Consider the following 25,652-nt stretch of genomic DNA (forward strand, 5'->3'; position numbering starts at 1 on the left):
ATGGGTTTTAATCACTGTTCGTCCAGAACTTTCGAGGAAAGTGGCACGGGGCTGCTACACTGCGCGACATTTTGTTTTGCAGGCCAGTCCCGTGACCACCATCGCCACCGCTTTTAATACTCTGCCGCTGTCCGCCGCCATGCTGGCTAACCTCGAATCCCTCGGTTATGCCCAGATGACGCCGATCCAGGCGCAGAGCTTGCCGGTGATCCTCAAGGGGATGGACCTGATCGCCCAGGCCAAGACCGGCAGCGGCAAGACCGCTGCATTCGGCATCGGCCTGCTCAACCCGATCAACCCGCGCTACTTCGGTTGCCAGGCGCTGGTGATCTGCCCGACCCGTGAGCTGGCCGACCAAGTCGCCAAGGAAGTCCGTCGCCTGGCCCGTGCCGAAGACAACATCAAGGTCCTGACCCTGTGCGGCGGCGTGTCGTTTGGCCCGCAGATCGCTTCGCTGGAGCATGGCGCACACATCATCGTCGGCACCCCGGGACGTATCCAGCAGCATCTGCGCAAGGGTTCGCTGGTCCTCGACGGCTTGAACACGCTGATCCTCGACGAAGCCGACCGCATGCTCGACATGGGCTTCTACGACGCGATCGAAGACATCATCGAAAAGACCCCGGCACGCCGTCAGACCCTGCTGTTCTCCGCCACGTACCCGATGGGCATCAAGCAATTGGCGTCGAAATTCATGCGCGATCCGCAAACGGTGAAAGCCGAAGCGTTCCACGACGACACGCAGATCGAGCAGCGCTTCTACGAGATTTCCCCGGAAGAGCGCATGAGCGCAGTGACCAAAGTCCTGCACCACTTCCGCCCGGCTTCCTGCGTGGCGTTCTGCTTCACCAAGCAGCAAGTGCAGGAAACCGTTGACCACCTGACCTCCAAAGGCATTTCCGCCGTCGGCCTGCACGGCGATCTGGAACAGCGTGACCGCGATCAGGTACTGGCGATGTTCGCCAACCGCAGTACTTCGGTTCTAGTCGCCACCGATGTCGCCGCTCGTGGTCTGGACATCGACGCGTTGGACATGGTGATCAACGTCGAACTGGCCCGCGACTCGGAAATCCACATTCACCGCGTCGGCCGTACCGGTCGTGCCGGCGAGAAAGGCATTGCGGTCAGCCTCGTTGCGCCGTCCGAAGCGCATCGCGCGCAAGCCATCGAACAGTTGCAGAAAGCCCCGTTGAACTGGGATCAGGTCGATAACCTCAAGTCCCAGGGCGGCGCCCCACTGCAGCCACCGATGAGCACCCTGTGCATCGCCGGCGGGCGCAAGGACAAGGTGCGTCCGGGCGACATCCTCGGCGCACTGACCGGTGACGCCGGCATCCCGGGTGCCCAGGTCGGAAAGATCGCGATCTTCGACTTCCAGTCCTATGTGGCCGTCGAGCGCACCGTGGTCATGCAGGCGCTGCAGCGCTTGAACAACGGCAAGATCAAGGGCCGTTCGCTGCGCGTGCGCGTCCTTTAAGAACAACGCACACCCCCTGTAGGAGCTGCCGCAGGCTGCGATCTTTTGACTTTGTTTTTAAAGAGCAAGATCAAAAGATCGCAGCCTCGTTTCACTCGACAGCTCCTACAACAGTTGGTTTTGTGGTGATATTTCAGAGGACACCGTTTTGCGCTCTACCGAAGTCGTGATCATTGGCGCTGGCGCCGCAGGGTTGATGTGTGCACTGACCGCCGCCGGGCGTGGGCGTCAGGTGCTGCTGCTCGACCATGCGAACAAGGCCGGCAAGAAAATCCTGATGTCCGGCGGTGGCCGCTGCAATTTCACCAACATGTACACCGAGCCGGGCAATTTCCTCTCGGGTAACCCGCATTTCTGCAAATCGGCACTGGCACGTTATACCCAGTGGGATTTCATCGGCATGGTCGCCAAGCATGGCGTGCCCTACCACGAGAAAAAACTCGGCCAGCTGTTCTGCGATAACAAATCCAGCGACATTCTCGGCATGCTGCTCGACGAGTGCGATCAGGTCGGCGTGGAGCTGTACCTGGACACCTCGATCCAGACCATCGAAAAGGTCGAAAGCGGTTACCTGCTCGACACCACCCTCGGCCAGGTTCAGTGCCAATCGCTGGTGATCGCCACCGGCGGGCTATCGATCCCGACGCTGGGCGCCACCGGCTTCGGTTATCAGGTCGCCAGGCAGTTTGGCCACGAACTGCTGCCGACCCGCGCCGGCCTGGTGCCATTCACCATCACCGATCAGCTCAAGGAACTGTGCACCGAGTTGTCCGGTACCTCGGTGGATTGTCTGGTCAGCTGCAACGAGCAGAGCTTTCGCGAGAACATCCTGTTCACTCACCGCGGCCTCAGTGGCCCGGCGATTCTGCAGATCTCGTCGTTCTGGGAGCCGGGCGACACCGTGGAGATCAACCTGCTGCCGGATCACGACACCGCCGCATGGCTGCAACAGCAAGTGGCCGAACGCCCGAACAGCGAACTGAAAACCCTGCTCGGGGAAATCTTCACCAAGAAGATGGCCAACCTGTTGGCGGACAACTGGTTCGTCTCCAAACCGATGAAGCAGTACACCCACGCCGAACTGGCGCAGATCGCCGACAAACTCGGCAGCTGGAAAGTTGTCCCGGCCGGCACCGAAGGCTACCGCACCGCCGAGGTCACGCTGGGTGGCGTCGATACCCGCGAAGTGTCGTCCAAGACCATGGAATCGCTGAAAAGCCCGGGCCTGTATTTTGTCGGCGAAGTGCTCGACGTCACCGGGCATCTGGGCGGTTTCAACTTCCAGTGGGCCTGGGCCTCGGGGTACGCGGCTGCGCAGTACGTCTGACTGAAACAACACTCCCCTGTAGGAGCTGCCGAAGGCTGCGATCTTTNCTTTTGATCTTAAAACAGGATCAAAAGATCGCAGCCTTCGGCAGCTCCTACAGGGGTAGCGGGCAATCAAGGAACACTTTTTGCTGTCAGATGTGATCGGCGCCATTGCGTCGGCGTCATTACTGGCTCAATTTAGCGGCATCGCCTCGGAAGGCCTTCGCACTTCATGTCCTCGACCTCGTTTCGTCAGTCTTTGCGGCGCCTGTGGGCGCTGGATAAATTCAGCTACAGCGTGCGGGTGTTCATCGCCCTGACCGGCAGCATGGCGCTGTGTTGGTATCAGGATGAAATGGGTCTGCTGATCCCGTTGTTCCTCGGGATTATAGCCAGCGCCCTGGCCGAGACCGACGACAGCTGGCAGGGCCGCCTCAATGCCCTGGCGGTCACCCTGGTGTGTTTCAGTATCGCCGCGCTGTCGGTGGAACTGCTCTTCCCCTACCCCATCGTATTTGCCATCGCCCTGGCCTTGGCCAGTTTCGCCCTGACCATGCTCGGTGCGCTCGGTGAGCGTTATGGCGCGATTGCTTCGGCGACGTTGATTCTGTCGGTCTACACCATGATCGGCGTGGATCAGCGCGGCGGCGCGGTCACCGATTTCTGGCACGAACCCATGCTGCTGGTGGCCGGCGCGGCGTGGTACGGCCTGCTGTCGGTGCTGTGGCAGGCGCTGTTTTCCAACCAGCCGGTGCAGCAGAGTCTGGCGCGGCTGTTCCGTGAACTGGGCTTCTATCTGAAGCTGAAAGCCTCGCTGTTCGAGCCGATCCGTCAGCTGGACGTCGAAGGACGGCGGCTGGAACTGGCACAGCAGAACGGTCGCGTAGTGGCCGCGCTGAACGGCGCCAAGGAAATCATCCTGCACCGGGTCGGCAACGGTCGCCCGGGCTCGAAAGTCAGCCGTTATCTGAAGTTGTATTTCCTCGCCCAGGATATTCACGAACGCGCCAGTTCCTCGCACTATCCGTATAACGCGCTGGCCGAGGCGTTCTTCCACAGCGACGTGCTGTTCCGCTGCCAGCGTCTGCTGCGCCAGCAGGGCAAAGCCTGTCGTGCGCTGGCCGAGTCGATCCAGATGCGCCAGCCGTTCGTCTACGACGCCAGTTTTGCCGAAGCGCTGACTGACCTCGACGCGTCCCTTGAACACCTGCGCATCCAGAGCAATCCGGCGTGGCGCGGCCTTCTGCGTTCGCTGCGTGCTCTGGCAGCCAACCTCGGTACCCTCGACCGCTTGCTCAGCGATGCGAGCAACCCTGACGCGCTGGCGGACGCCACCGACAGTAGCCTGCTCGACCGCTCACCACGCAACCTCAAGGACGTGTGGATTCGTCTGCGCACGCAGCTGACACCGACCTCCTTGCTGTTCCGCCACGCCCTGCGTCTGCCACTGGCGTTGAGTATCGGCTACGGCATGGTGCACCTGATTCACCCCTCGCAGGGCTATTGGATCATCCTCACCACACTGTTCGTCTGCCAGCCGAACTACGGCGCAACGCGGCGCAAACTCGGGCAGCGGATTCTCGGCACCGCCATCGGTCTGACGGTGGCCTGGGCGCTGTTCGATCTGTTCCCCAGCCCGCTGGTGCAGTCGTGCTTCGCCATTGCCGCCGGGGTGGTGTTCTTTACCAACCGCACCACGCGTTACACCGTGGCGACGGCGGCGATCACGATCATGGTGCTGTTCTGCTTCAACCAGATCGGTGATGGCTACGGGCTGTTCCTGCCGCGCCTGTTCGATACCCTGCTCGGCAGCCTGATCGCCGGCCTGACGGTGTTCCTGTTCCTGCCGGACTGGCAAGGTCGACGCCTGAACAAAGTGCTGGCCAACACCCTGACCTGCAACAGCATCTACCTGCGCCAGATCATGCAGCAATACGCCGCCGGCAAGAGCGATGACCTCGCCTATCGCCTGGCACGGCGCAACGCGCACAACGCCGACGCGGCACTGTCGACCACGCTGGCGAACATGCTGATGGAGCCGGGGCATTTCCGGAAGGAAGCGGATGTCGGTTTCCGCTTTCTGGTGCTGTCGCACACGCTGCTCAGCTACCTGTCCGGGTTGGGCGCGCATCGCGAAACGCAGCTACCGGCGGAAGTCCGCGAACACCTGATCGACGGTGCTGGAGTGAAACTGGCCGCGAGCATCGATGAAATCGCCCAGGGCCTGGCGAACAAACAGCCCGTGGCGATCCAGAGCGACGACGAGGAAGCGCTGGCCAATGAGCTGGAGCAGATGCCGGACGAGATCGATGAAGGGCAGCGGCTGGTGCAGACGCAACTGGCATTGATCTGCCGGCAGCTGGGGCCGTTGCGCACGTTGGCGGCGCATTTGATCAAAGACACCAGTGAGGCTTAAGTTGACCGGACTGGCCCCATCGCTGGCAAGCCAGCTCCCACATGATTTGTGTACACCGCAATACCTGTGGGAGCTGGCTTGCCAGCGATGAGGGCATCAGCAACAACGCACGGGATCAGATGCTCACATCCCATGCTGCCTCAGCAACTTGTCATAACTGCCATCCGCCTTCATCGCCGCAATCGCCTTGTCGAACCCGGCCACAATCTGCTCATGCTCGGGGTTCTTCAGGCTCACCAGAATATGCAGGCTGTTCTCGCTCAACGGCTTGGGCAGGAACTCCACGGCGTTGCGTACCTTGGGTGATTCGCGCGCCAGGTAATAGCGTGCGACATACTCATCTTCCAGCGTCAGCTTGACCCGATCCGCCGCCAGCATGCGCACCGCCATTGCAAAGTTGTGCACCGGGACTTTCTGCAACGCCGTGTCGGCATCGAACGCCTGCGAGTAGGCATAACCGCGCACCACCGCCACCGGATAGGTGTGCAGTTGTTCCAGGCTGCTGTATTCCAGCGGCGTGTCCTTGCGCTTGAGAAAGCGGATGCGGTTGAGCAGGTATTCGCCAGAGAACTGGCCGATCCGGGTGCGCTCGTCGTTGTACCAGGCGTTGACCAGCACGTCGTACCGGCCCTCGCCCACCCCCAACAACGCCCGCGCCCACGGCACCTGCTCATAGTCGCTGGCATAACCGGCCCGCGCCAGCGCCGTGCTGACGATGTCGGTGGCCAGACCACCGTTGACCAGCGTGTCATCGGTAAAGGGCGGCCAGATATCAAACACCAGTCGCAACTTCTCCGCTGAGGCGGTTTGGGCCAGCAAGAGCAATCCGATCAAAGCAAAGGCTCGATGCAGTCGCGGCATGCTTGAAAATCCTTAGCGGGCGGTTGGCCCGGCGTGTTTTCCAGTCAAAACCCCAAGGCCCCGTACCGGCGAAACCCAGGCCCTAACAGTAGCTCATTGAAGCCAGTGCACAGCGCTTTCCAGCAGATTACACAAAGCGGCCGCCACCGCGAGAAAGGAATGATGGCATTTTGACCTTTGTCACAGACTGTTCCGCCATACAGACATCCGGCGCCAGTGCCCTTAGTATCGGGCGACGGAGTTCAAGGAGTCGGAAGATGACAATCGAGTGGGTCTGCAAGCATCACAGTGATCTGGGCAAAGAAGAGTTGTACGCACTGCTGAAGCTACGCTCGGAAGTGTTCGTGGTCGAACAGAAATGCGCCTACCCGGACCTCGACGGCCAGGATCTGGACGGCGACACCCATCACCTCATGGGTTGGGAAGATGATCAGTTGATGGCCTATCTGCGCCTGCTTGATCCCGAATCCCAGGGCGGTGACGTGGTGATCGGCCGCGTGATCATTGCGCCGCAGGGCCGTGGCAAAGGGCTCGGGCATGTGATGATGGAACACGCGCTGAAACAGGCCGGGAAGCATTGGCCGCAGGTGCCGATCTACCTGTCGGCGCAGGCGCATTTGCAGGGGTATTACGGCAGGTACGGGTTTGTGGTGGTGGGTGAGGAGTATCTGGAGGATGACATTCCGCATATCGGCATGCGTCGTCCTTGAGGCCCTCATCGCTGGCAAGCCAGCTCCCACAGGTTCATCCGTTGCTCACAACAACCGTGTTGACTGGAGACCCTTGTGGGAGCTGGCTTGCCAGCGATTGCGTCAGCTCAAACACTGCAAAACTCAGGGATATTCCAGCACAGCCTTGATCTGCCGCAGATTGCGCTCGATCCACCCGCGATCAATCGCCCCCCACTCGCGAATCCGATAGCGCCCGGCATGGTTGCGCGCACCCTCTTCCTGCTCGAATTCACAGACGATGTCCAGATCCGCCAGCGCGGCGATCGTGTCCTGCGCCGTGCGCCGGGGCATGCCGGTCACTTCGGTCAGCGCCGGGACGCTCGGGGCCAGGCCGCTGTCGATCAGGTAGGCCACGTACAGGCGCCGGTAAAAACTGCTTTTGGTCTTGCTTACGTCCATCTAAACACTCCCAACGTTAAAAGATCGCAGCCTGCGGCAGCTCCTACAGTTGGAATGCGATCTTTTGATCTTCATTGCAAATCCCGCCACGTCAGGTACACCCGCAGATCGAACTCGATCTGGTGATACCCCGGCAGCATGTGTTCGCACAATTTGTAGAAAGCCTTGTTGTGGTCCGATTCCTTGAAGTGCGCCAGTTCATGCACAACGATCATCTTCAGGAACTCGGGCGCAGCCTCTTTGAACAGCGAGGCGATGCGAATCTCTTTCTTGGCCTTGAGCTTGCCGCCCTGCACCCTTGAGACCGTGGTGTGCAGGCCCAGCGCGCGATGCGTCAGGTCGAGGCGGTTGTCGAACAGCACTTTGTCGATGGCCGGCGCGTTGCGCAGGTATTCCTGCTTCAGGTCCAGCGCGTAGCTGTACAGCGCCTTGTCGCTCTGCACATCGTGACGTCCGGGATAGCGTTGGCTCAGATAGTCACCCAGACGCTGTTCGGCGATCAGTTGGCGCACCTGATCCTGCAGTTGTGCGGGATAGGCCTGGAGGTATTTCAACGCAGTCATGGACACGGCAGCACGGTTCGAAAAGAGCGCCAGTGTAGCGAATTCAAACCGGCAGCGCGCTCCAGTCAAAGGGTTTGGCAAAGCTGACGGCGTCCTCGGAGGTCAGCGGACGCGCCACCAGGAAACCCTGCACGTATTCGCAGCCATGCGCCTGCAGCCATTGATACTGTTCAACGGTTTCCACGCCTTCGGCGATCACCAGCAAACCGTACTGTTTGCACAGATTGATCACGTTGCTGACCAGCGCCGCGTCGCGCGTCGAGTCCGGCAGCCGCGCAATCAGGTGTCGATCCAGCTTGAGCGTATCCAGCTCCAGATCACGCAGATACGCCAGCGAACACGGGCCCGAACCAAAGTCATCCAGCGCCACCCGCACCCCGAGATTACGCAGCAGGCGCAACTGTTTGCGGGTCTCGTCGGGGTTGTGCATCAGCGCGTCTTCGGTGACTTCCACCTCCAGTTGCCGCGGCTGCAGCGAATGCCGCTCCAGCACCTGACGTAACTCGGTGACCAGGTTCGGCAGGCCGAACTGGGTGTTGCTCAAACTCACGCCGAGCACCAGATCCTCGGCGAACAGGGTTTCCCAGGCTTTGCGCTGACCGGCGCCACGGTGATAGATCCAGCTGCCGAGCCGACTGATCAGCCGTGCTTCCTCCAGCAATGGCAGGAACAACCCCGGCGGCACATCGCCGACGCTCGGGTGCTGCCAGCGCAGCAACGCCTCGAAACCGCGGATCTGCCCGCTGTCGATCGCCACTTGCGGTTGATACACCAGATTGAAGTCACGGTTCTCGATGGCGTTGCGCACGCTCTCTTCGAGCATCAGCCGCGAGCGCGCGCGGCCGTTCATTTCGTGATCATAAAAACGATACTGCTGACGCCCGGCACGCTTGGCTTCGTACATGGCGATGTCGGAGGCGCGCAGCAAGCCGTCGAGGTTCGCGCCGCAGTCCGGGTAAGTGGCGATGCCGATACTCGCGCCGAGAGCGATGTCCAGTCCTTCGATCTGCTGACAGATCGACACCCTTTCGATGAGCTTCTCGGCAATTTTTGCGGCCTGCTCGGGAAACTCCAGATCGAGCAACGCGGTGAACTCGTCACCGCCCATGCGCGCGAGAATGTCGAACGGTCGCAGACAGGCCTTCAACTGCTCGGAAACCCAGCGCAGCACCCGGTCGCCGGCATCGTGGCCAAGGGAATCGTTGACCCGTTTGAAGCCATCCAGATCCAGATACAGCAGCACCCAACTGCTGTCGCTGCGTTCACCGCGCAGCAGCAGGTTTTCCACCGTCTGATAAAAGCCCCGGCGATTGAGCAGACCGGTCAACGGATCGGTGACCGCTTGAAATTCCAGCTGCTGATGCAGGTGACGCACCACCGACATGTCCAGCACCGTCACCACCATCGCCCGCTGCTCGGCCGGCAACGGCGCGCAGGACAACGCCACCGGCACCTGCTGCCCCGGTGCCGTGCGCAACAACGCATCGTGCAGACGCAAGGTCTCACCGCGTTTATAGCCGGCCAGCAACTCGGAACCGGCCCATAGCGGGATATGCGGTTTCTGCAGAAAATCGAGAAATTCCTTGCCCTCCAGCTCTTTCACCGGCGCATTCAGCAATCGCGAAATCGCTGGGTTGGCGAAGCGGATCAGGCCGTCCTCGCCGAGCACCAGAATGCCTTCCGCCGCGTTGTCCAGCACCGAGGCATTGAAGGCCCGCGCGAGTTCCAGATCATGACTCAGACGCTGCAAGGCGCGGCGGTTGCGCTGGTGTTCGAGCAATGCCTGGACTTTCGGCTTGAGGATCTGCGGATCGAACGGCTTGAACAGGTAATCCACCGCGCCACTGGCGTAACCCTTGATCACGGCGTCCTGTGATTGCTCGTTGGCGGTAAGGAAAATGATCGGCGTGAGACGCGTGCGCTGGCTGCCGCGCATCAGCCGCGCGACTTCGAAGCCGTCCATGCCCGGCATCTGCACGTCCAGCAGCACCAGATCGACATCGTGTTCGAGCAGCAGATTGAGCGCCTCGAAACCGGAGGCGGCGGTCATGACGTGCCAATCCTGACGCTGCAGCAACGCGCGCATGCTGATCAGGTTTTCAGGGTAGTCATCAACGATCAAAAGGACAGAGCTGCCTTCACCTGGCTGGGGTTGCGCGCATTCCATGCTGCTTCTCTTGTCGGGACATCTCTTGTCGGACTATCGGCCGGTTTTTTGTGAAAACCGTACAGTTACTGAGCCATCACTCTAGTCCCGGATCTGTGAAAGCAGAAGCTGCCACGCCGCCATCATTTAGCCAAAGCTGTAATTTACCGACTAACGGTCACCCCTGCAGCCCCCGAAAACCGGCACAGATGGCATTTCGACAGGATGTTGACGCCAATCATCTGCCAAACGGGCGTTAACAAAAAACACCTCTACGCTTATAACTGCCGCCCGAAAAAGCGCGGGCTAGAGCTTCTGGCACTCGCGTACAGGAAAATTGAGTGGAAGAACCGACATGATCGATCTCGCAACCTGGAACCTCAGCGTTCCCGTCGGCAGTCCGCCGTACACCGTCGAAACCTCCAAACTGGTGAATGGCTTCAAGGATCAGTACTTCCATTCCGACACCGGCAACTTGTTCTTCTGGTCGCCGGTGACCGGGTCAAAAACCGAAAACGCCATTTACCCGCGCACCGAACTGCGCGAAACCTTCAGCAACGGCTCCCTGCGCAACTGGTACTACCCCGACGCCGACAACACCCTGCGCGCGACCCTCGCCGTGAACAAAGTGCCCAGCTCCGGCAAGATCGTCATCGGCCAGATCCACGCTTATGAAAGCCAGAAGCCGATGGTCAAACTCGAATACCAGTACAAGACCAAAACTGAAACCGGCAACCTGGTGATCAAGGTGCGCATGCACCCCGATGACGACGAAAGCCGCGTCATCACCCTCGCCACCGGCATCAAACTCGACCGCGAATTCAACTACCTGATCCACCTCAGCCCCGGCGGTGCACTGGGCGTGAGCGCAGCGGGTTATCAGTGGGATTCACAAATCAGCGCGACGTGGCGCAACAAGCCGCTGTACTTCAAGGCTGGGGTGTATGTGCAGGACAACACCGGGTATACCAGTGAGGGTGGGCAGGTGACGTTCAGCAAGCTGGATATTGATCACGACAAATAACATTGCCGAGATTGCGAAAGAACCCATGCCCCCTGTGGGAGCTGGCTTGCCAGCGAGGACGGTTTACCAGCCTCCAGCAATGATGAATGCCAGACTGCAATCGCAAGCGGGCTCTCGCCTGCAAGGGTTTCAGCCTGTTCTGCACCCAATAAAAAACCCGCCTCTCGGCGGGTTTTTCATAAAAGCGGTTTAACGCTCAGGCTTAGTTGACCTTGGCGTTCAACTCACCCTTCAGATAACGCTGATACATCGCTTCCAACGAGATCGGCTTGATCTTCGAAGCATTACCGGCAGTACCGAACGCTTCATAACGAGCGATACACACGTCACGCATCGCCGTCACGGTCGCGCCGAAGAATTTACGCGGGTCGAATTCGCTCGGGTTGGTGGCCATCAGACGACGCATGGCGCCGGTGGATGCCAGGCGCAGGTCGGTGTCGATGTTGACCTTGCGCACGCCGTACTTGATGCCTTCAACGATCTCTTCAACCGGTACGCCGTAGGTTTCTTTGATATCGCCGCCGTACTGGTTGATGATCGCCAGCCACTCTTGCGGTACCGACGAGGAACCGTGCATCACCAGGTGGGTGTTCGGGATGCGCTTGTGGATTTCCTTGATGCGGTCGATCGCCAGCACGTCGCCGGTAGGTGGCTTGGTGAACTTGTAGGCGCCGTGGCTGGTGCCGATAGCGATGGCCAGGGCATCAACCTGGGTCTTCTTGACGAAGTCAGCGGCTTCTTCCGGGTCGGTCAGCATCTGGCTGTGATCCAGAACGCCCTCAGCGCCGATGCCGTCTTCTTCACCGGCCATGCCGGTTTCCAGCGAACCCAGGCAGCCCAGCTCGCCTTCAACCGAAACGCCGCAGGCGTGAGCCATGGCAACAGTTTGTTGGGTAACGCGGACGTTGTATTCGTAGTCGGTGGGGGTCTTGCCGTCTTCGCCGAGGGAGCCGTCCATCATGACCGAGCTGAAGCCCAGTTGAATCGAGCGCTGGCAGACGTCAGGGCTGGTGCCGTGGTCCTGGTGCATGCACACCGGGATGTGCGGGAATTCTTCGATCGCGGCCAGGATCAGGTGACGCAGGAACGGCGCGCCGGCGTATTTGCGAGCGCCGGCCGAAGCCTGAACGATCACCGGGGAGTCAGTCTTGTCAGCGGCTTCCATGATGGCGCGCATCTGCTCAAGGTTGTTGACGTTGAAGGCTGGAACGCCGTAGCCGAACTCGGCTGCGTGGTCCAGCATCTGGCGCATGCTGATAAGTGCCATTGTGTGTGTCTCTCCCGGTTGAGGGTCGTTAATCGTGCCAGCCTGCCGGAGCGGCGGCGGCTATTCAAGTGATTGCAGATCGGGGGTTGAGGCCCGGTCTGGTGATTCGATAAAGCAAATTCCTGAGAACTGCACAGATCCCCTGTGGGAGCGAGCCTGCTCGCGAAAGCAATCTCGCAGNACCGCTTTCGCGAGCAGGCTCGCTCCCACATGAGAATCGCAATGCTTCAATTACTCGGCTTTGCAGCCGCGGCCAATCAGGTCATTGGTGGCGACCCAGTACACCAGGCCTTCGTCACCCTTGACGTGAAACGCCAGCATGCCGTCGCTGTAAAGCACGCCCGAGGCGCCCGGCTCTTCTTTCAGGCGATAGACCTGATCGCCGCCGCCCAGTCGAACATCGACTTCCTTCTGGCCGGCATCGGCGTAACGCCACAGCACTTTGGCCTGGCTGTCGCAGGTCCAGGTGGTCCAGCTATCCGCCGGCGCGGACGACTGAAACAGGTTCATCTGCGCGCAACCGCCTAACAATGCCAATGCCGCAATGGCGATCAAGCCTTTCATCCGTGTTCCTCGACTGACAGCGCACGCCGCCAGCCCTGCGTTAAAGAGTCAGACCGGTCAAGGACAACCATGTTCCTTGGCCGGGGTTTGCGTCTCGTATTTGTCCAGGCCGTCCGGCCCCGAGCGCTTGTTCAGCACCGGATTGGTTTCGGCCTGCCAGTCGGCCTGGTAGCAGCCTTTCTGCGCGGCATCCGGCGCGGGCGTGGCCTCGGCCTTCGGGTTACTCCCGCAGGCCGCCAGCGTACCGGTCAGCAACAACAGCGCTAACGACTTGACCATCTGAACACTCCTTTGCCTGGCCAAACGGGCGGCCTCAGGCCTTGGCCCGGTTTTCCAGGACTTCAACGGCTGGCAGCACCTTGCCTTCGACGAATTCGAGGAACGCGCCACCACCGGTGGAAATGTAGGAGATTTGCTCGGCCACGCCATATTTATCGATGGCCGCCAAGGTGTCGCCACCGCCGGCAATGGAGAACGCGGCGCTGTCAGCGATGGCCTGGGCCAGCACTTTGGTGCCGTTGCCGAACTGGTCGAATTCGAACACGCCGACCGGACCGTTCCACAGAATGGTTTTCGACGATTTCAGCAGTTCAGCGAAGTTGGCCGCGGTTTGCGGGCCGATGTCCAGAATCATGTCGTCAGCGGCAACGTCAGCAATCAGCTTGACGGTGGCTTCGGCGCTTTCGGCGAATTCCTTGGCAACCACCACGTCCACCGGCAGCGGCACGCTGACCTTGGCGGCGATGGCGCGCGCGGTGTCCAGCAGGTCCGGCTCGTACAGCGACTTGCCGACCGGGTGACCGGCGGCCGCCAGGAAGGTGTTGGCGATGCCGCCGCCAACGATCAGTTGATCGCAGATCTGGCTCAGGCTGTTGAGGACGTCGAGTTTGGTCGACACCTTGGAGCCGGCAACGATCGCAGCCATTGGCTTGGCCGGTGCGCCCAGCGCCTTGCCCAGTGCGTCCAGCTCAGCGGCCAGCAAAGGGCCGGCAGCGGCGACTTTGGCGAACTTGGCCACGCCGTGGGTCGAACCCTCTGCGCGGTGCGCGGTGCCGAAGGCGTCCATCACGAACACGTCGCACAGGGCGGCGTATTGCTGGGCCAGGTCGTCGGCGTTCTTTTTCTCGCCCTTGTTGAAGCGCACGTTTTCGAACAGCACGATGTCGCCGGCCTTGACGTCAACGCCGCCCAGGTAATCGGCCACCAGCGGCACTTCGCGGCCCAGAGCCTTGCTCAGGTAGTCAGCGACTGGCTTGAGGCTATTCTCGGCGGAGAACTCGCCTTCGGTCGGACGGCCCAGGTGCGAACACACCATCACCGCCGCGCCTTTTTCCAGGGCCAGCTTGATGGTCGGCAGCGAAGCCAGGATACGCGCATCGCTGGTGACAACACCGTCCTTGACTGGGACGTTGAGGTCTTCGCGAATCAATACGCGCTTACCTTGCAGATCGAGGTCGGACATCTTCAACACGGTCATGGGTCGCACTTCCTGAGTAACTGTTCTTAGAGAGCAGGTTTTTTTGAAATCGCTGTTTGCAGATAGTGGTCTGCAACGTCCAGCATTCGGTTGGCAAAACCCCATTCGTTGTCGAACCAGGCCAGGATGTTCACCAGTTTGGGGCCGGAAACACGGGTCTGACTGGCATCGACGATGGCCGAATGTGGGTCATGGTTGAAATCACAGCTGGCGTGCGGCAACTCGGTGTAGGCCAGCAGTCCCTTGAGCGGGCCGCTGGTGGCGGCTTCACGCAGGATCCGGTTGACCTCGCCCGCATCGGTCGCGGTGGCGGTCTGCATCGTGATGTCGAGGCAGGACACGTTGACCGTCGGCACGCGTACGGCTTTGGCCTGAATTCGCCCGGCAAGTTCCGGCAACAGGCGCTCGATGCCACGCGCCAGACCAGTGGACACCGGGATCACCGACTGGAACGCCGAACGGGTGCGGCGCAGGTCTTCGTGGTGATAGGCGTCGATCACTGGCTGATCGTTCATCGCCGAGTGAATCGTGGTGATCGACACGTAATCCAGGCCGATCGCCTTGTCCAGCAGACGCAACAGCGGCACGCCGCAGTTGGTGGTGCAGGAGGCGTTGGACACCAGCAGTTCGGTGCCGGTCAGGCAATCCTGATTGACACCGTAGACGATGGTGGCGTCGACATCCGCCTCGCTGGCCATCGGTTGCGAGAACAGCACCCGGGGCGCGCCGGCGTCGAGGAAACGCTGGCCGTCTTCACGGGTGTGGTAGGCGCCGGAGCATTCGAGCACCAGGTCGACGCCCAGCGCCGCCCAGTCGATGCCTTCGGGGGTGGCACTGCGCAGGACCTTCACGCAGTCGCCATTAATATGCAGACAATCGCCTTCTACACGCACTTCGCCGGGAAAGCGGCCGTGGGTGGAGTCGAAGCGCGTCAGGTATTCGATGCTGGCCATGTCCGCCAGATCGTTGATCGCGACAATTTCAAACCCGGCCTTCTCGCCACGCTCGAACAACGCACGCAAGACGCAACGACCAATCCGGCCGTAGCCGTTGAGTGCAACTTTGTAGGGACGCGGTTGAGGCATGGGGTTCTCGATAGTATTCGCTAACAACACAACCCCATGTAGGAGCTGCCGGAGGCTGCGATCTTTTNCCTCCGGCAGCTCCTACAGGGAACGCGGCGACTTGGGTCGCCGCGCTATGTTTTAGTCTTCCAACAGCTCTTCAGCCTGACCCAGGATGTTGTCCAGGGTGAAACCGAATTCTTCGAACAGTGCCGAAGCCGGCGCCGATTCGCCGTAGGTGGTCATGCCGATCACGCGACCTTCCAGACCCACGTACTTGAACCAGAAGTCGGCGTGAGCCGCTTCGATTGCGATACGTGCGCTGACCTGCAGCGGCAGAACCGATTGCTTGTAGCCGGCGTCCTGCGCATCGAACACGCTGGTGCAAGGCATGGAAACCACGCGCACCTTGCGGCCTTGCCCGGTCAGTTTGTCGTAGGCCTGAACGGCCAGACCGACTTCCGAACCGGTGGCGATCAGGATCAGCTCAGGCTCGCCTGCGCAGTCCTTCAACACATAGCCACCGCGGCTGATGTCGGCGATCTGGCCGGCATCGCGTTCCTGGTGCTGCAGGTTCTGACGCGAGAAGATCAGCGCCGATGGGCCGTCCTTGCGCTCCAGCGCGTTTTTCCAGGCCACCGCCGATTCAACGGCATCGGCTGGACGCCAGGTGTCGAGGTTCGGTGTGCTGCGCAGGCTGGTCAGTTGCTCGATCGGCTGGTGCGTCGGGCCGTCTTCGCCCAGACCGATGGAGTCGTGGGTGTAGACGTGGATCACGCGCTTCTTCATCAGCGCCGACATGCGTACCGCGTTGCGCGCATATTCCATGAACATCAGGAAGGTCGCGCCGTAAGGCACCAGACCGCCGTGCAGGGACACACCGTTCATGATCGCGGTCATGCCGAATTCGCGCACGCCGTAGTACATGTAGTTGCCGCTGGCATCTTCAGCGCTGACGCCTTTGCAACCTTTCCACAGGGTCAGGTTGGAACCGGCCAGGTCAGCCGAACCGCCGAGCAATTCCGGCAGCAGCGGGCCGAACGCGTTCAGGGTGTTCTGGCTGGCTTTACGGCTGGCGATGGTTTCGCCTTTGGCCGCGACTTCAGCGATGTAAGCCGAGGCTTTTTCCGCGAAGTCAGCCGGCAGTTCGCCGCTCAGACGACGGACCAGCTCGTTGGCTTCGGTCGGGAACGCCGCGGAGTAGGCAGCGAAACGCTGATCCCATTCGGCTTCGGCCGCACGACCTTTTTCCTTGGCATCCCACTCGGCATAGATGTCGGCCGGGATTTCGAACGGGCCGTGGTTCCAGTTCAGCGCCTGGCGGGTCAGAGCGATTTCCGCGTCACCCAGTGGGGCGCCGTGACAATCTTCCTTGCCCTGCTTGTTCGGCGAACCGAAACCGATGGTGGTCTTGCAGCAGATCAGGGTCGGCAGCGGGCTTTTGCGCGCGGTTTCGATGGCGGTTTTGATTTCTTCCGGATCGTGACCGTCGACGTTGCGGATCACCTGCCAGTTGTAGGACTCGAAACGCTTCGGAGTGTCATCGGTGAACCAGCCTTCGACTTCACCGTCGATGGAAATACCGTTGTCATCGTAGAAGGCGATCAGCTTGCCCAGGCCCAGCGTACCGGCCAGGGAAGCAACTTCGTGGGAAATGCCTTCCATCATGCAGCCATCACCGAGGAACACGTAGGTGTGGTGATCAACGATGTTGTGGCCAGGACGGTTGAACTGCGCACCCAGGACTTTTTCCGCCAGGGCGAAGCCGACGGCGTTGGCCAGACCCTGACCCAGCGGGCCGGTGGTGGTTTCGACGCCCGGGGTGTAGCCGAATTCCGGGTGACCCGGGGTGCGGCTGTGCAGTTGACGGAACTGCTTGAGGTCGTCGATCGACAGGTCGTAACCGGTCAGGTGCAGCAGCGAGTAGATCAACATCGAGCCGTGGCCGTTGGACAGCACGAAGCGGTCACGGTCGGCGAACGACGGGTTGCTCGGGTTGTGCTTGAGGTAGTCGCGCCAAAGTACTTCGGCGATATCTGCCATACCCATAGGGGCACCGGGATGGCCGCTGTTGGCTTTTTGCACGGCATCCATGCTGAGGGCACGAATGGCGTTGGCACGCTCACGACGGCTAGGCATCGCTGATCTCCTGGGTGTGAATAGATTGAAACGGAAAAAAGGAGGGCATTTTCCCTCACCGGAGCGCCTCGGGGCAATGACAGATAGTCATCCGAAGGCGTTTTTCCCGTGCTGGACGGCGGTTTCGTCTGGTGAAACCTTTCCGCTGTTCGTTTGTAGAGTTAACCAGTCAGTGAGAAGTGCCATCTATCGAGCAATATCAAAACTTTTTGATATTGCCCTTGCGGCGATTTCCCACCGTCACTAGACTGCTGCCCCATGAACTTACGCGTGCCTTCCATTCGCCATGACGATTGCGACGAGCTGGCGGCCCTGTGCAAGGCCGGTGGCGACCCGCTGCGCCTGAATGTATTGCGCGCGCTGGCCAACGATTCGTTCGGCGTACTGGAGCTGGCGCAGATTTTCGGCATTGGTCAATCAGGCATGAGCCACCACCTCAAGGTGCTGGCCCAGGCCGATCTGGTGGCGACGCGCCGCGAGGGCAACGCGATTTTCTATCGCCGCGCCCTGCCCCACACCGAATTGCTGGGCGGCAAGTTGCATGCAGCACTGTTAGAAGAAGTCGACAATCTGGCGCTGCCGGAGGACGTGCAGGCTCGCATCGCTCAGGTCCACGGACAACGTGAAGCCGCCAGCCAGGACTTTTTCGCCCGGGTTGCGGAAAAATTCCGCGCCCAGCAAGACTTGATCGCAGGCCTGCCGCAGTACCGCGACAGCGTGCTGGCCCTGCTCGACAAACTGAACTTCAATGGTGCTGCCACGGCCATTGAAGTCGGCCCCGGCGATGGTGCTTTTCTGCCGGAACTGGCCCGCCGCTTCGGCACCGTAACCGCGCTGGACAACAGCCCGGCGATGCTCGAACTGGCGCGTCAGGTATGTGAACGTGAACGGCTGGCTAACGTCAGCCTGCAATTGGCCGATGCATTGAATGGCACAAGCCTGACGGCCGATTGCGTGGTACTGAACATGGTGCTGCACCATTTCGCCGCGCCGGCCGAAGCGCTCAAGCACATGGCCGGCCTGCTGCAACCGGGCGGTAGCCTGCTCGTGACAGAGTTATGTAGCCACAACCAGAGTTGGGCCAGGGAGGCCTGCGGTGATCTGTGGTTGGGGTTTGAACAGGACGATTTGGCCCGTTGGGCCACCGCTGCGGGACTCGTTCCCGGGGACAGCCTCTATGTGGGCTTACGTAATGGTTTCCAGATCCAGGTTCGCCACTTTCAGCGACCGGCTGGCGACACTCACCATCGGTAAATTCAGGAAAACATCGAGATGAGCGAATACTCCCTCTTCACCTCCGAGTCCGTGTCTGAAGGACATCCGGACAAAATCGCCGACCAGATTTCCGATGCGGTGCTGGACGCCATTATCGCCCAGGACAAACACGCACGCGTTGCCGTGGAAACCCTGGTCAAGACCGGCGTGGCTATCGTTGCCGGTGAAGTGACCACCAGCGCCTGGGTTGACCTGGAGCAGATCGTTCGTGACGTGATCTGCGACATCGGCTACACCAGCTCCGAAGTCGGCTTCGACGGCGCGACCTGCGGCGTGATGAACATCATCGGCAAGCAGTCCCCTGACATCAACCAGGGTGTTGACCGCGCCAAGCCTGAAGATCAGGGTGCCGGCGACCAGGGCCTGATGTTCGGCTACGCCAGCAACGAAACCGACGTGCTGATGCCAGCGCCGATCACCTTCTCGCACCAGCTGGTGCAGCGTCAGGCCGAAGCCCGCAAATCGGGTCTGCTGCCGTGGCTGCGTCCGGACGCCAAGTCGCAAGTGACTTGCCGCTACGAAGGCGGCAAGGTTGTCGGTATCGACGCCGTGGTTCTGTCCACCCAGCACAACCCTGAAGTGTCGTACAAAGACCTGCGCGAAGGCGTGATGGAGCTGATCGTCAAGCACGTGCTGCCTGCCGAACTGCTGAGCAAAGACACCCAGTTCCACATCAACCCGACCGGCCAGTTCATCATTGGCGGCCCGGTAGGTGACTGCGGCCTGACCGGTCGCAAGATCATCGTCGACAGCTACGGCGGCATGGCCCGTCACGGCGGCGGCGCGTTCTCCGGTAAAGATCCATCGAAGGTTGACCGTTCGGCCGCCTACGCTGGCCGTTACGTTGCCAAGAACATCGTCGCTGCCGGCCTGGCCGAGCGTTGCGAGATCCAGGTGTCCTACGCCATCGGTGTCGCTCAGCCGACTTCGATCTCGCTGAACACCTTCGGCACCGGCAAGATCAGCGATGACAAGATCATCAAACTGGTGCGTGAAGTGTTCGACCTGCGTCCATACGCGATCACCACCATGCTCGATCTGCTGCACCCGATGTACCAGGAAACTGCAGCCTACGGCCACTTTGGTCGTGCTCCGCAGACCAAGACAGTTGGCGAAGACACCTTCTCCACCTTCACCTGGGAAAAAACCGACCGCGCCGACGCTCTGCGTTCCGCTGCTGGTCTGTAAGCCCTCCCCGGCTGCAAGAAAGCCCCGCACGGTTCGCGCCGTGCGGGGCTTTTTCATGCTTGCCAGGATCAAAAGATCGCAGCCTTCGGCAGCTCCTACAGATGAATGCGCTCCCCTGTAGGAGCTGCCGAAGGCTGCGATCTTTTGATCTTCATCGCCGAAACAAGAGGAAAAACTCCCACTCGACGTGGCTGAAAAATCCTGACTACCCTTCAAATTATCCCCATGAGCAAGGACGCTCACGATGCGCTTTTCTGTTTTGCTTTTTCTCAGTCTCGTAGGCCTGAGCAGCCACGCCACCCAATGTCCGAACTGGCCTGCCGCTCAGGCGCAAAACGAAATCACCGCCCTGCAACAGCAGATCGACCAATGGGACGACGCCTACCACCGCCAAGGCCGCTCGCTGATTGCCGACGAGCTCTACGATCAATCGCGCCTGCGGCTCAACCAATGGCGACAGTGCTTCCAGCAGCATTCAGCGCCCGAACCTTTGCGCACTGCCTCAGGCGCCATCGCTCATCCAATCGCCCACACCGGTCTGGACAAGCTTCACCAAGCCGTCGCCGTTCAAGCGTGGTTGAAGAATCGGCAGGATGTCTGGGTACAACCCAAGGTCGATGGTGTGGCCGTCACGCTGATCTACCGTCGCGGCCTGTTGCAGCAAGCGATCAGTCGCGGTGACGGCATCAGCGGTCAGGACTGGACAGCGTCGGCGCAAAAGATCGGCGCCATTCCGCAACATCTGACTCAACCGCTGGACTTGCTGGTGCAAGGCGAACTCTATTGGCGCCTGCAGCAACATGTGCAAGCCAGCGCCGGCAGCGTCAATGCCCGCGCCACCGTTGCCGGGCTGATGAACCGCAAAACCTTGAATGCCGAACAGGCGGCCGGAATCGGCCTGTTTGTCTGGGACTGGCCACAAGGGCCGGCGAGGCTGCCGGAAAGAATATCGACGCTGGCAACCTTGGGATTCGCCGCAACGGCGCCATTCAGCCAGGCCATCGCCAACTTTGCCGATGCACAAAAATGGCGCGAGCATTGGTATCGATCACCTCTGCCCTTCGCCACCGACGGCATTGTCCTGCGCCAGAGCCAGCGCCCGCCGGCCGAGCGCTGGCAGGCAAGCGCGCCCTACTGGGCCGTCGCCTGGAAATACCCGTTTACCCGAGCGCTGGCCGAGGTGCGCAAAGTGAATTTCAAGGTCGGCCGCAGTGGACGCATCACCCCGGTATTGGAGTTGTCGCCGGTGATGCTCGATGACCGCGAGATCAAACGCGTCAGCGCCGGCTCCCTCAAGCGCTGGCAGGCGCTGGATATCCGCCCCGGCGATCAAGTAGCAATCAGCCTGGCCGGGTTGACCATCCCGCGACTCGACAGTGTGGTGCTGCGCACTACCGAACGAGCCGCCCTCGACATTCCCGACACGCGCGACTTCCACGCCTTGAGTTGCTGGCAACCGACACCCGGTTGTGAAAGCCAGTTTCTCGCGCGCCTGACCTGGCTCAGTGGCAAACAAGGCCTCGCGCTGCAGAATGTCGGGCGCGGCACCTGGGAGAAACTTCTGGAAACAGGCCGCCTGAACAACCTGCTGGATTGGTTGACCCTCGACGAGCCAGAGCTTGCTAACATTGCCGGCTTCGGCGAGCGCAGCAGCGCACGTCTGATCAACAGTTTTCACAGCGCCCGCCAACGACCGTTCACGCAGTGGCTCAAAGCCTTGGGTTTACCGCCCACCGGTCAGGCACAACTGGCCGACTCGTGGCAGGCGCTGGCACAACGCAACACCGAACAATGGCAGGCAGAAGCCGGAATCGGCCCGGGCCGCGCGGCGCAATTGAGCGCATTCTTCCGCGACCCGCAGGTGCTGGCCTTGAGTGACACATTACGCGCCGCCGGAATCGACGGCTTCTGATCACGCAATTCCGGCAGCCGGGAACCGAAGGAACGTCAGACGCTCAAACAGCGCAGTGCCACCGACCCGATTGCCTTCGCACATGGAGCTTTTATGAAATTTCTTGCACCGCTCGCCTTGCTGACCCTCTGTGGCGTTTTGGCCGCACCTGCGATGGCCGACGAAGACGCGCCGGGCCTGACCGGTTGCGCCGCGAAGAAGCAGGGCATCATCAATCAGCTCGAACAGGCCAAATCCCGGGGCAACACCGATCAGCAGGCCGGTCTGCAAACCGCTCTGGATGAAGTGACCAAGAACTGCACCGATGCCGGCCTGAAGAAAGAACGCGAAAACAAGGTGCTGGAAGCCAAGCACGAAGTCAGCAAACGTCAGGCTGATCTCGACAAGGCGATGAAGAAAGGTGATCCGGAGAAGATCGACAAGCGCAAAAACAAACTCGCCGAGTCGCGCAAAGAACTGCAGGATGCGCTGGACCAGATCGATAAGTAACCGAAGGTTTGGTGAGGGAGATTTATGTGGTGAGGGGATTTATCCCCGATGGGCTGCGCAGCAGCCCCAAAACCATTCAATCGAGTCTTTCAGAAAGAACAGCAGGTTCACGACGGCTGCGCCGCCGATCGGGGCGGTGCGACGTTTCGCTAAATCCCCTCGCCACAATTGCTCAGCAGTTCAATGGTCCCGAAACTCTTTATGGCAAGCGCTGCAGGCATCTTCAACCTTCTGCACGGCCGGCCCGAGGTTACTGGCCTTGTACGGCTGAACCTTGCTGGCGATCACCAGTTCACCGGTGGCCGCCTCAAGGTTACGGGCCAATTCCTGAAAGCGGGCCTGACGCAGCCAGACATCGTCCTTGGCGCTGGTGTGATCTTCTTCGCGCACCTGCGGGAAATGCTTCCACGGTTCATGAGACAACGCATCAAGCTTCACCGCGCCTTCGGCGAATTTCGGCCCGTCGAACGGAATGCGTCCGCGCAACATGCCGCCCAGGTCTTCACCGGTCTTGAGCATCTGCTTGAAGATCGACTTACGTTGACCCAGCGGCGAATTCGGATCGACGCCGCCACAGGCGGACAAGGTCAGACAGGCCAGCAATACAACAGTAATTCTTTTAAGAGTCATGGTGGCTTCAGGTCACGGAATTCGGCGGCCAGTATCCTCGCGTCGCCGTCAAACACCAATAGCCCTATTAAAAATACGGGTTGCCCGAGCGCATGGAGCACTTCGGCAACCGGCACAGGAATCACTCCATGAACAGCCGTTTCAAGGCCTGGCGTCACCCGCTGATCGCAACCCTGCCGCTGCTGGCAATCCTTGCTGGCTGTACGGGCGGCGACAATGCCAAACCGAAAACCCACGCCTTGGCAACTTATTCCAGCGCCACCTGGGAAGCCCTGCCGGCGGTGTCCGACAGCGACCTGGTCGCCGGTTTCGGCTCGTGGCGCAGCGCCTGCACCCGACTCAAGGCTGATCCGATCTGGGGTGGCACCTGCGCGGCAGCCGCCAACGTGCCGCAGAGCGCCGGCGAAATTCGCGCGTTTCTCAAGCAGAACCTGGATGTGTTCGGGTTGCGCGCCGAACACGACAACCCCAACGGCCTGATCACCGGTTACTACGAGCCGGTCTACCCCGGCAGCCTGACCCCCACCGCAACAGCCAACGTGCCGGTATATGGCGTGCCCGAAGACATGATCATCGTGTCGCTGGACAGCATTTACCCCGAACTCAAGGGCAAGCGCCTGCGCGGTCGCCTCGAAGGCCGGGTGCTCAAGCCGTATGACGACGCCGCAACCATCGAATCCAAAGGCGTCAAAGCCCCGGTAGTGGCGTACCTGACCGATCCGATGAACCTGCAGTTTTTGCAGATCCAGGGTTCCGGGCGAATTCAGACACCGGACGGCAAACAACTGCGCATCGCCTACGCCGACCAGAACGGCCACCCGTACCGACCGATCGGTCGCTGGCTGGTGGAACAGGGCGAGTTGAAGAAAGAAGACGTGACCATGAGCGCGATCAGCAATTGGGCCAAGGCCAACCCGTCGCGCATTCCGGAGCTGGTGGGCAGCAACCCGAGTTATGTGTTCTTCACCCGTAACCCGGACAGCAACGAAGGCCCACGTGGTTCACTGAACGTACCGCTGACCGCCGGGTACAGCGCGGCGGTGGATCGCAAGGTGATTCCGTTGGGCAGTCTGCTGTGGTTGTCAACCACCCGTCCGGATGGCACCGCTCTGGTTCGCCCGGTCGCGGCGCAGGACACTGGCGGCGCGATTGCTGGCGAGGTGCGCGCGGACTTGTTCTGGGGCACCGGCGACGCAGCCGGGCAACTGGCCGGGGACATGAAACAGCAGGGGCAGATCTGGATGCTCTGGCCTAAAGGTGCGGCGTTGCCGCAAGTGCCCCAGGTCGCCGACAAACCTTGAAAAGCAAAAGATCGCAGCCTGCGGCAGCTCCTACAGGGGACATGTATCAACCTTGTAGGAGCTGCCGCAGGCTGCGATCTTTTGATCTTGCTTTACCTATACCGATACAAAGAAGAACGCAGCAATCAGCCCCATCCCGACGAACCACACCAGCGACCGCAAGATCGCCCAGTCCGCCAGGTAGCAGATGATGTACAGCAGGCGACTGGTGATAAACAGCACCGCCAGCACATTCACCGTCACCAACTGCGCCGTGCCCACCAGATGCGCAACGATCACTGCGGCAGCAAATGCCGGCATCACTTCGAAGCTGTTCAGCTGCGCCGCATGCGCCCGTCGGGCGACGCCGCCCACGCTATCGAGAAAGTCCCGAGGATCATGATTGTCACTGAGCCGGAAACCGCCCGAGACCTTGGCCACAATCGTGCACACATACGGCAGGAAAATCGCGATCAATACACACCACAGAGCCACCGTCATAACGCCGTCCTTTTTTCGAGTGTTGGAAATGGCGGGCAGTCAGAACTTCATCACCAGCATGCCGATCAGCACCAGCCCACAGGCTAAGAGCCGCGGCCTGCCGAAAGGTTCTTTCAGGTAGCGCATGCCGAACAGCACCACCAGAATCACGCTGATCTCACGCAAGGCCGCCGCTTCGGCAATCGAGCCCAATTGCATCGCCCACAGCACCAGAGCGTAGCTGAACAACACGCAGAACCCGACCGCCAGCCCCAGCTTCCATTGCTCGCGCCAGAACACCAGAAATGCCGGGCGTTTGGCGACCCACGCCAGCAACGGAAACGGCCAGGCGCTGAGCAGCGTGACCCAGACCAGGTAATCCAGTGGATGCGACCAGCGCCGCAAGGCCTGGCCATCGATGTAGGTGTAGCAACCAATGCACAGCCCGATCAGCGCCACCACCGGCAGCATCGACCACGGCAAATGTTTACCACCACCGCCCTGCCAGAGCAGACAGACCATGCCCAGCGGAATCAGCATGATCCCGAAGATCTGCTGCGTGGTGAGCACTTCGCCGGCGAAGATCAGGGTCAGCGCCAGTACCACCAGCGGCGACAAGCCGCGCATCAAGGGATAGACCAATCCGAGGTCGCCGACCCGATAAGCCTGGATCAGCAGATAGCGATACAGCAGCTCGAATGCTGCCGACGCCAGAATCCACGGCCAGATGTGCGCCGGTGGCAGGCTGATGAATGGAAAGGCCAGCGCCACGAACAACAGCGCCACCGTGTCCATGCACGCCACCACCAACAGCCGTTCGGCACTGAACTTGATCAGGGTATTCCACGTCGCATGCAACAGCGCCGCCATCAACACCAGAACTGTCGCCGCCACGTCCCACTCCTTGATTTTTTGTTGACCCTACACCAATGCGTACCACTGACCAACCGAGGGATGTGATT

23 protein-coding genes are annotated in these 25,652 nt (G+C 60.7%); 10 read left to right on the forward strand and 13 right to left on the reverse strand.

The window, feature by feature from the left end; all coding sequences use genetic code 11:
* Nucleotides 1-91 precede the first annotated feature (91 nt).
* From dbpA to yccS, 3 genes are all read left to right on the forward strand, one after another.
* Nucleotides 92-1,477: an ATP-dependent RNA helicase DbpA gene (gene dbpA / locus ACTJKS_RS10890; RefSeq protein ID WP_262948160.1), complete on the forward strand. Its 1,386-nt coding sequence runs from the start codon at nucleotides 92-94 to the stop codon at nucleotides 1,475-1,477.
* Between the two features lie 148 nt (nucleotides 1,478-1,625).
* On the forward strand, nucleotides 1,626-2,804 hold the full coding sequence (locus ACTJKS_RS10895) for an NAD(P)/FAD-dependent oxidoreductase (protein ID WP_262948159.1): 1,179 nt from the start codon (nucleotides 1,626-1,628) through the stop codon (nucleotides 2,802-2,804).
* Nucleotides 2,805-3,017: 213 nt separating this feature from the next.
* The gene (yccS, locus tag ACTJKS_RS10900; RefSeq protein ID WP_262948158.1) at nucleotides 3,018-5,201 is read left to right on the forward strand and encodes a YccS family putative transporter; all 2,184 of its coding nucleotides are present in this window, start codon (nucleotides 3,018-3,020) and stop codon (nucleotides 5,199-5,201) included.
* Between the two features lie 123 nt (nucleotides 5,202-5,324).
* Here the strand turns inward: yccS and ACTJKS_RS10905 are convergent, their stop codons facing one another.
* Nucleotides 5,325-6,062, reverse strand: coding sequence for a substrate-binding periplasmic protein (locus ACTJKS_RS10905; protein WP_108184049.1), 738 nt, complete (start codon nucleotides 6,060-6,062; stop codon nucleotides 5,325-5,327).
* A gap of 257 nt (nucleotides 6,063-6,319) precedes the next feature.
* On the opposite strand from ACTJKS_RS10905, the gene ACTJKS_RS10910 reads away from it, so the two are divergent.
* The gene (locus ACTJKS_RS10910; protein ID WP_108184050.1) at nucleotides 6,320-6,772 is read left to right on the forward strand and encodes a GNAT family N-acetyltransferase; all 453 of its coding nucleotides are present in this window, start codon (nucleotides 6,320-6,322) and stop codon (nucleotides 6,770-6,772) included.
* A gap of 123 nt (nucleotides 6,773-6,895) precedes the next feature.
* Here the strand turns inward: ACTJKS_RS10910 and ACTJKS_RS10915 are convergent, their stop codons facing one another.
* The 3 genes from ACTJKS_RS10915 to ACTJKS_RS10925 all read right to left on the reverse strand — a co-directional run bounded on the left by ACTJKS_RS10915 (nucleotide 6,896) and on the right by ACTJKS_RS10925 (nucleotide 9,922).
* Nucleotides 6,896-7,192 carry a winged helix-turn-helix domain-containing protein gene (locus tag ACTJKS_RS10915; protein WP_003229005.1) on the reverse strand — a complete coding sequence of 99 codons (297 nt, stop codon included), beginning with the start codon at nucleotides 7,190-7,192 and terminating at the stop codon, nucleotides 6,896-6,898.
* Nucleotides 7,193-7,263: 71 nt separating this feature from the next.
* A complete protein-coding gene (locus tag ACTJKS_RS10920) occupies nucleotides 7,264-7,755 on the reverse strand; it encodes a M48 metallopeptidase family protein (protein WP_108184051.1) in 492 nt (163 codons plus the stop codon).
* Between the two features lie 43 nt (nucleotides 7,756-7,798).
* On the reverse strand, nucleotides 7,799-9,922 hold the full coding sequence (locus ACTJKS_RS10925) for a putative bifunctional diguanylate cyclase/phosphodiesterase (protein ID WP_041063414.1): 2,124 nt from the start codon (nucleotides 9,920-9,922) through the stop codon (nucleotides 7,799-7,801).
* Nucleotides 9,923-10,256: 334 nt separating this feature from the next.
* Between ACTJKS_RS10925 and ACTJKS_RS10930 the strand changes: the two genes are divergently transcribed.
* Nucleotides 10,257-10,925 carry a polysaccharide lyase family 7 protein gene (locus ACTJKS_RS10930; protein WP_262948157.1) on the forward strand — a complete coding sequence of 223 codons (669 nt, stop codon included), beginning with the start codon at nucleotides 10,257-10,259 and terminating at the stop codon, nucleotides 10,923-10,925.
* Nucleotides 10,926-11,127: 202 nt separating this feature from the next.
* Here ACTJKS_RS10930 and fba read toward each other — a convergent pair whose 3' ends face one another.
* The 6 genes from fba to tkt form a co-directional block, all read right to left on the reverse strand.
* Nucleotides 11,128-12,192 (reverse strand): class II fructose-bisphosphate aldolase, encoded by a 1,065-nt coding sequence (gene fba, locus ACTJKS_RS10935; RefSeq protein WP_003177554.1) that lies wholly within the window; start codon nucleotides 12,190-12,192, stop codon nucleotides 11,128-11,130.
* A gap of 231 nt (nucleotides 12,193-12,423) precedes the next feature.
* The gene (locus tag ACTJKS_RS10940) at nucleotides 12,424-12,756 is read right to left on the reverse strand and encodes an MliC family protein (RefSeq protein ID WP_047297097.1); all 333 of its coding nucleotides are present in this window, start codon (nucleotides 12,754-12,756) and stop codon (nucleotides 12,424-12,426) included.
* 57 nt (nucleotides 12,757-12,813) lie between these two features.
* Nucleotides 12,814-13,035, reverse strand: a complete 222-nt coding sequence (locus ACTJKS_RS10945; protein ID WP_007961876.1) for a hypothetical protein — start codon at nucleotides 13,033-13,035, stop codon at nucleotides 12,814-12,816.
* A gap of 34 nt (nucleotides 13,036-13,069) precedes the next feature.
* Nucleotides 13,070-14,233 carry a phosphoglycerate kinase gene (locus tag ACTJKS_RS10950; protein WP_262948156.1) on the reverse strand — a complete coding sequence of 388 codons (1,164 nt, stop codon included), beginning with the start codon at nucleotides 14,231-14,233 and terminating at the stop codon, nucleotides 13,070-13,072.
* Between the two features lie 26 nt (nucleotides 14,234-14,259).
* Complete coding sequence (epd, locus tag ACTJKS_RS10955; RefSeq protein WP_198759265.1) at nucleotides 14,260-15,318, reverse strand: erythrose-4-phosphate dehydrogenase; 1,059 nt, start codon at nucleotides 15,316-15,318, stop codon at nucleotides 14,260-14,262.
* Nucleotides 15,319-15,438: 120 nt separating this feature from the next.
* The gene (gene tkt / locus ACTJKS_RS10960; protein WP_262948155.1) at nucleotides 15,439-17,436 is read right to left on the reverse strand and encodes a transketolase; all 1,998 of its coding nucleotides are present in this window, start codon (nucleotides 17,434-17,436) and stop codon (nucleotides 15,439-15,441) included.
* Between the two features lie 258 nt (nucleotides 17,437-17,694).
* On the opposite strand from tkt, the gene ACTJKS_RS10965 reads away from it, so the two are divergent.
* The 4 genes from ACTJKS_RS10965 (at nucleotide 17,695) to ACTJKS_RS10980 (ending at nucleotide 22,300) form a co-directional block, all read left to right on the forward strand.
* Nucleotides 17,695-18,690 carry an ArsR/SmtB family transcription factor gene (locus ACTJKS_RS10965; RefSeq protein WP_041063436.1) on the forward strand — a complete coding sequence of 332 codons (996 nt, stop codon included), beginning with the start codon at nucleotides 17,695-17,697 and terminating at the stop codon, nucleotides 18,688-18,690.
* An 18-nt stretch (nucleotides 18,691-18,708) separates the two neighbouring features.
* Nucleotides 18,709-19,899, forward strand: coding sequence for a methionine adenosyltransferase (gene metK / locus ACTJKS_RS10970; protein WP_027610621.1), 1,191 nt, complete (start codon nucleotides 18,709-18,711; stop codon nucleotides 19,897-19,899).
* Between the two features lie 244 nt (nucleotides 19,900-20,143).
* A complete protein-coding gene (gene ligB, locus ACTJKS_RS10975) occupies nucleotides 20,144-21,811 on the forward strand; it encodes an NAD-dependent DNA ligase LigB (RefSeq protein WP_262948154.1) in 1,668 nt (555 codons plus the stop codon).
* A gap of 93 nt (nucleotides 21,812-21,904) precedes the next feature.
* Complete coding sequence (locus ACTJKS_RS10980) at nucleotides 21,905-22,300, forward strand: DUF1090 domain-containing protein (RefSeq protein WP_108184057.1); 396 nt, start codon at nucleotides 21,905-21,907, stop codon at nucleotides 22,298-22,300.
* Nucleotides 22,301-22,480: 180 nt separating this feature from the next.
* Here the strand turns inward: ACTJKS_RS10980 and ACTJKS_RS10985 are convergent, their stop codons facing one another.
* The gene (locus tag ACTJKS_RS10985; protein ID WP_262948153.1) at nucleotides 22,481-22,930 is read right to left on the reverse strand and encodes a c-type cytochrome; all 450 of its coding nucleotides are present in this window, start codon (nucleotides 22,928-22,930) and stop codon (nucleotides 22,481-22,483) included.
* A gap of 128 nt (nucleotides 22,931-23,058) precedes the next feature.
* On the opposite strand from ACTJKS_RS10985, the gene mltA reads away from it, so the two are divergent.
* Complete coding sequence (gene mltA, locus ACTJKS_RS10990) at nucleotides 23,059-24,231, forward strand: murein transglycosylase A (protein ID WP_262948152.1); 1,173 nt, start codon at nucleotides 23,059-23,061, stop codon at nucleotides 24,229-24,231.
* A 96-nt stretch (nucleotides 24,232-24,327) separates the two neighbouring features.
* Here the strand turns inward: mltA and ACTJKS_RS10995 are convergent, their stop codons facing one another.
* Both ACTJKS_RS10995 and ACTJKS_RS11000 read right to left on the reverse strand, forming a co-directional pair.
* Entirely contained in the window at nucleotides 24,328-24,711 is a 384-nt protein-coding gene (locus tag ACTJKS_RS10995; protein WP_027610617.1) for an MAPEG family protein, read from the reverse strand.
* 39 nt (nucleotides 24,712-24,750) lie between these two features.
* Nucleotides 24,751-25,584 carry an EamA family transporter gene (locus ACTJKS_RS11000; RefSeq protein ID WP_086793617.1) on the reverse strand — a complete coding sequence of 278 codons (834 nt, stop codon included), beginning with the start codon at nucleotides 25,582-25,584 and terminating at the stop codon, nucleotides 24,751-24,753.
* Between the last annotated feature and the right edge of the window lie 68 nt (nucleotides 25,585-25,652).

It is taken from the genome of Pseudomonas sp. 22189 (genome assembly GCF_052045635.1).
GTDB classification, from domain to species: Bacteria; Pseudomonadota; Gammaproteobacteria; order Pseudomonadales; family Pseudomonadaceae; genus Aquipseudomonas; species Aquipseudomonas parakoreensis.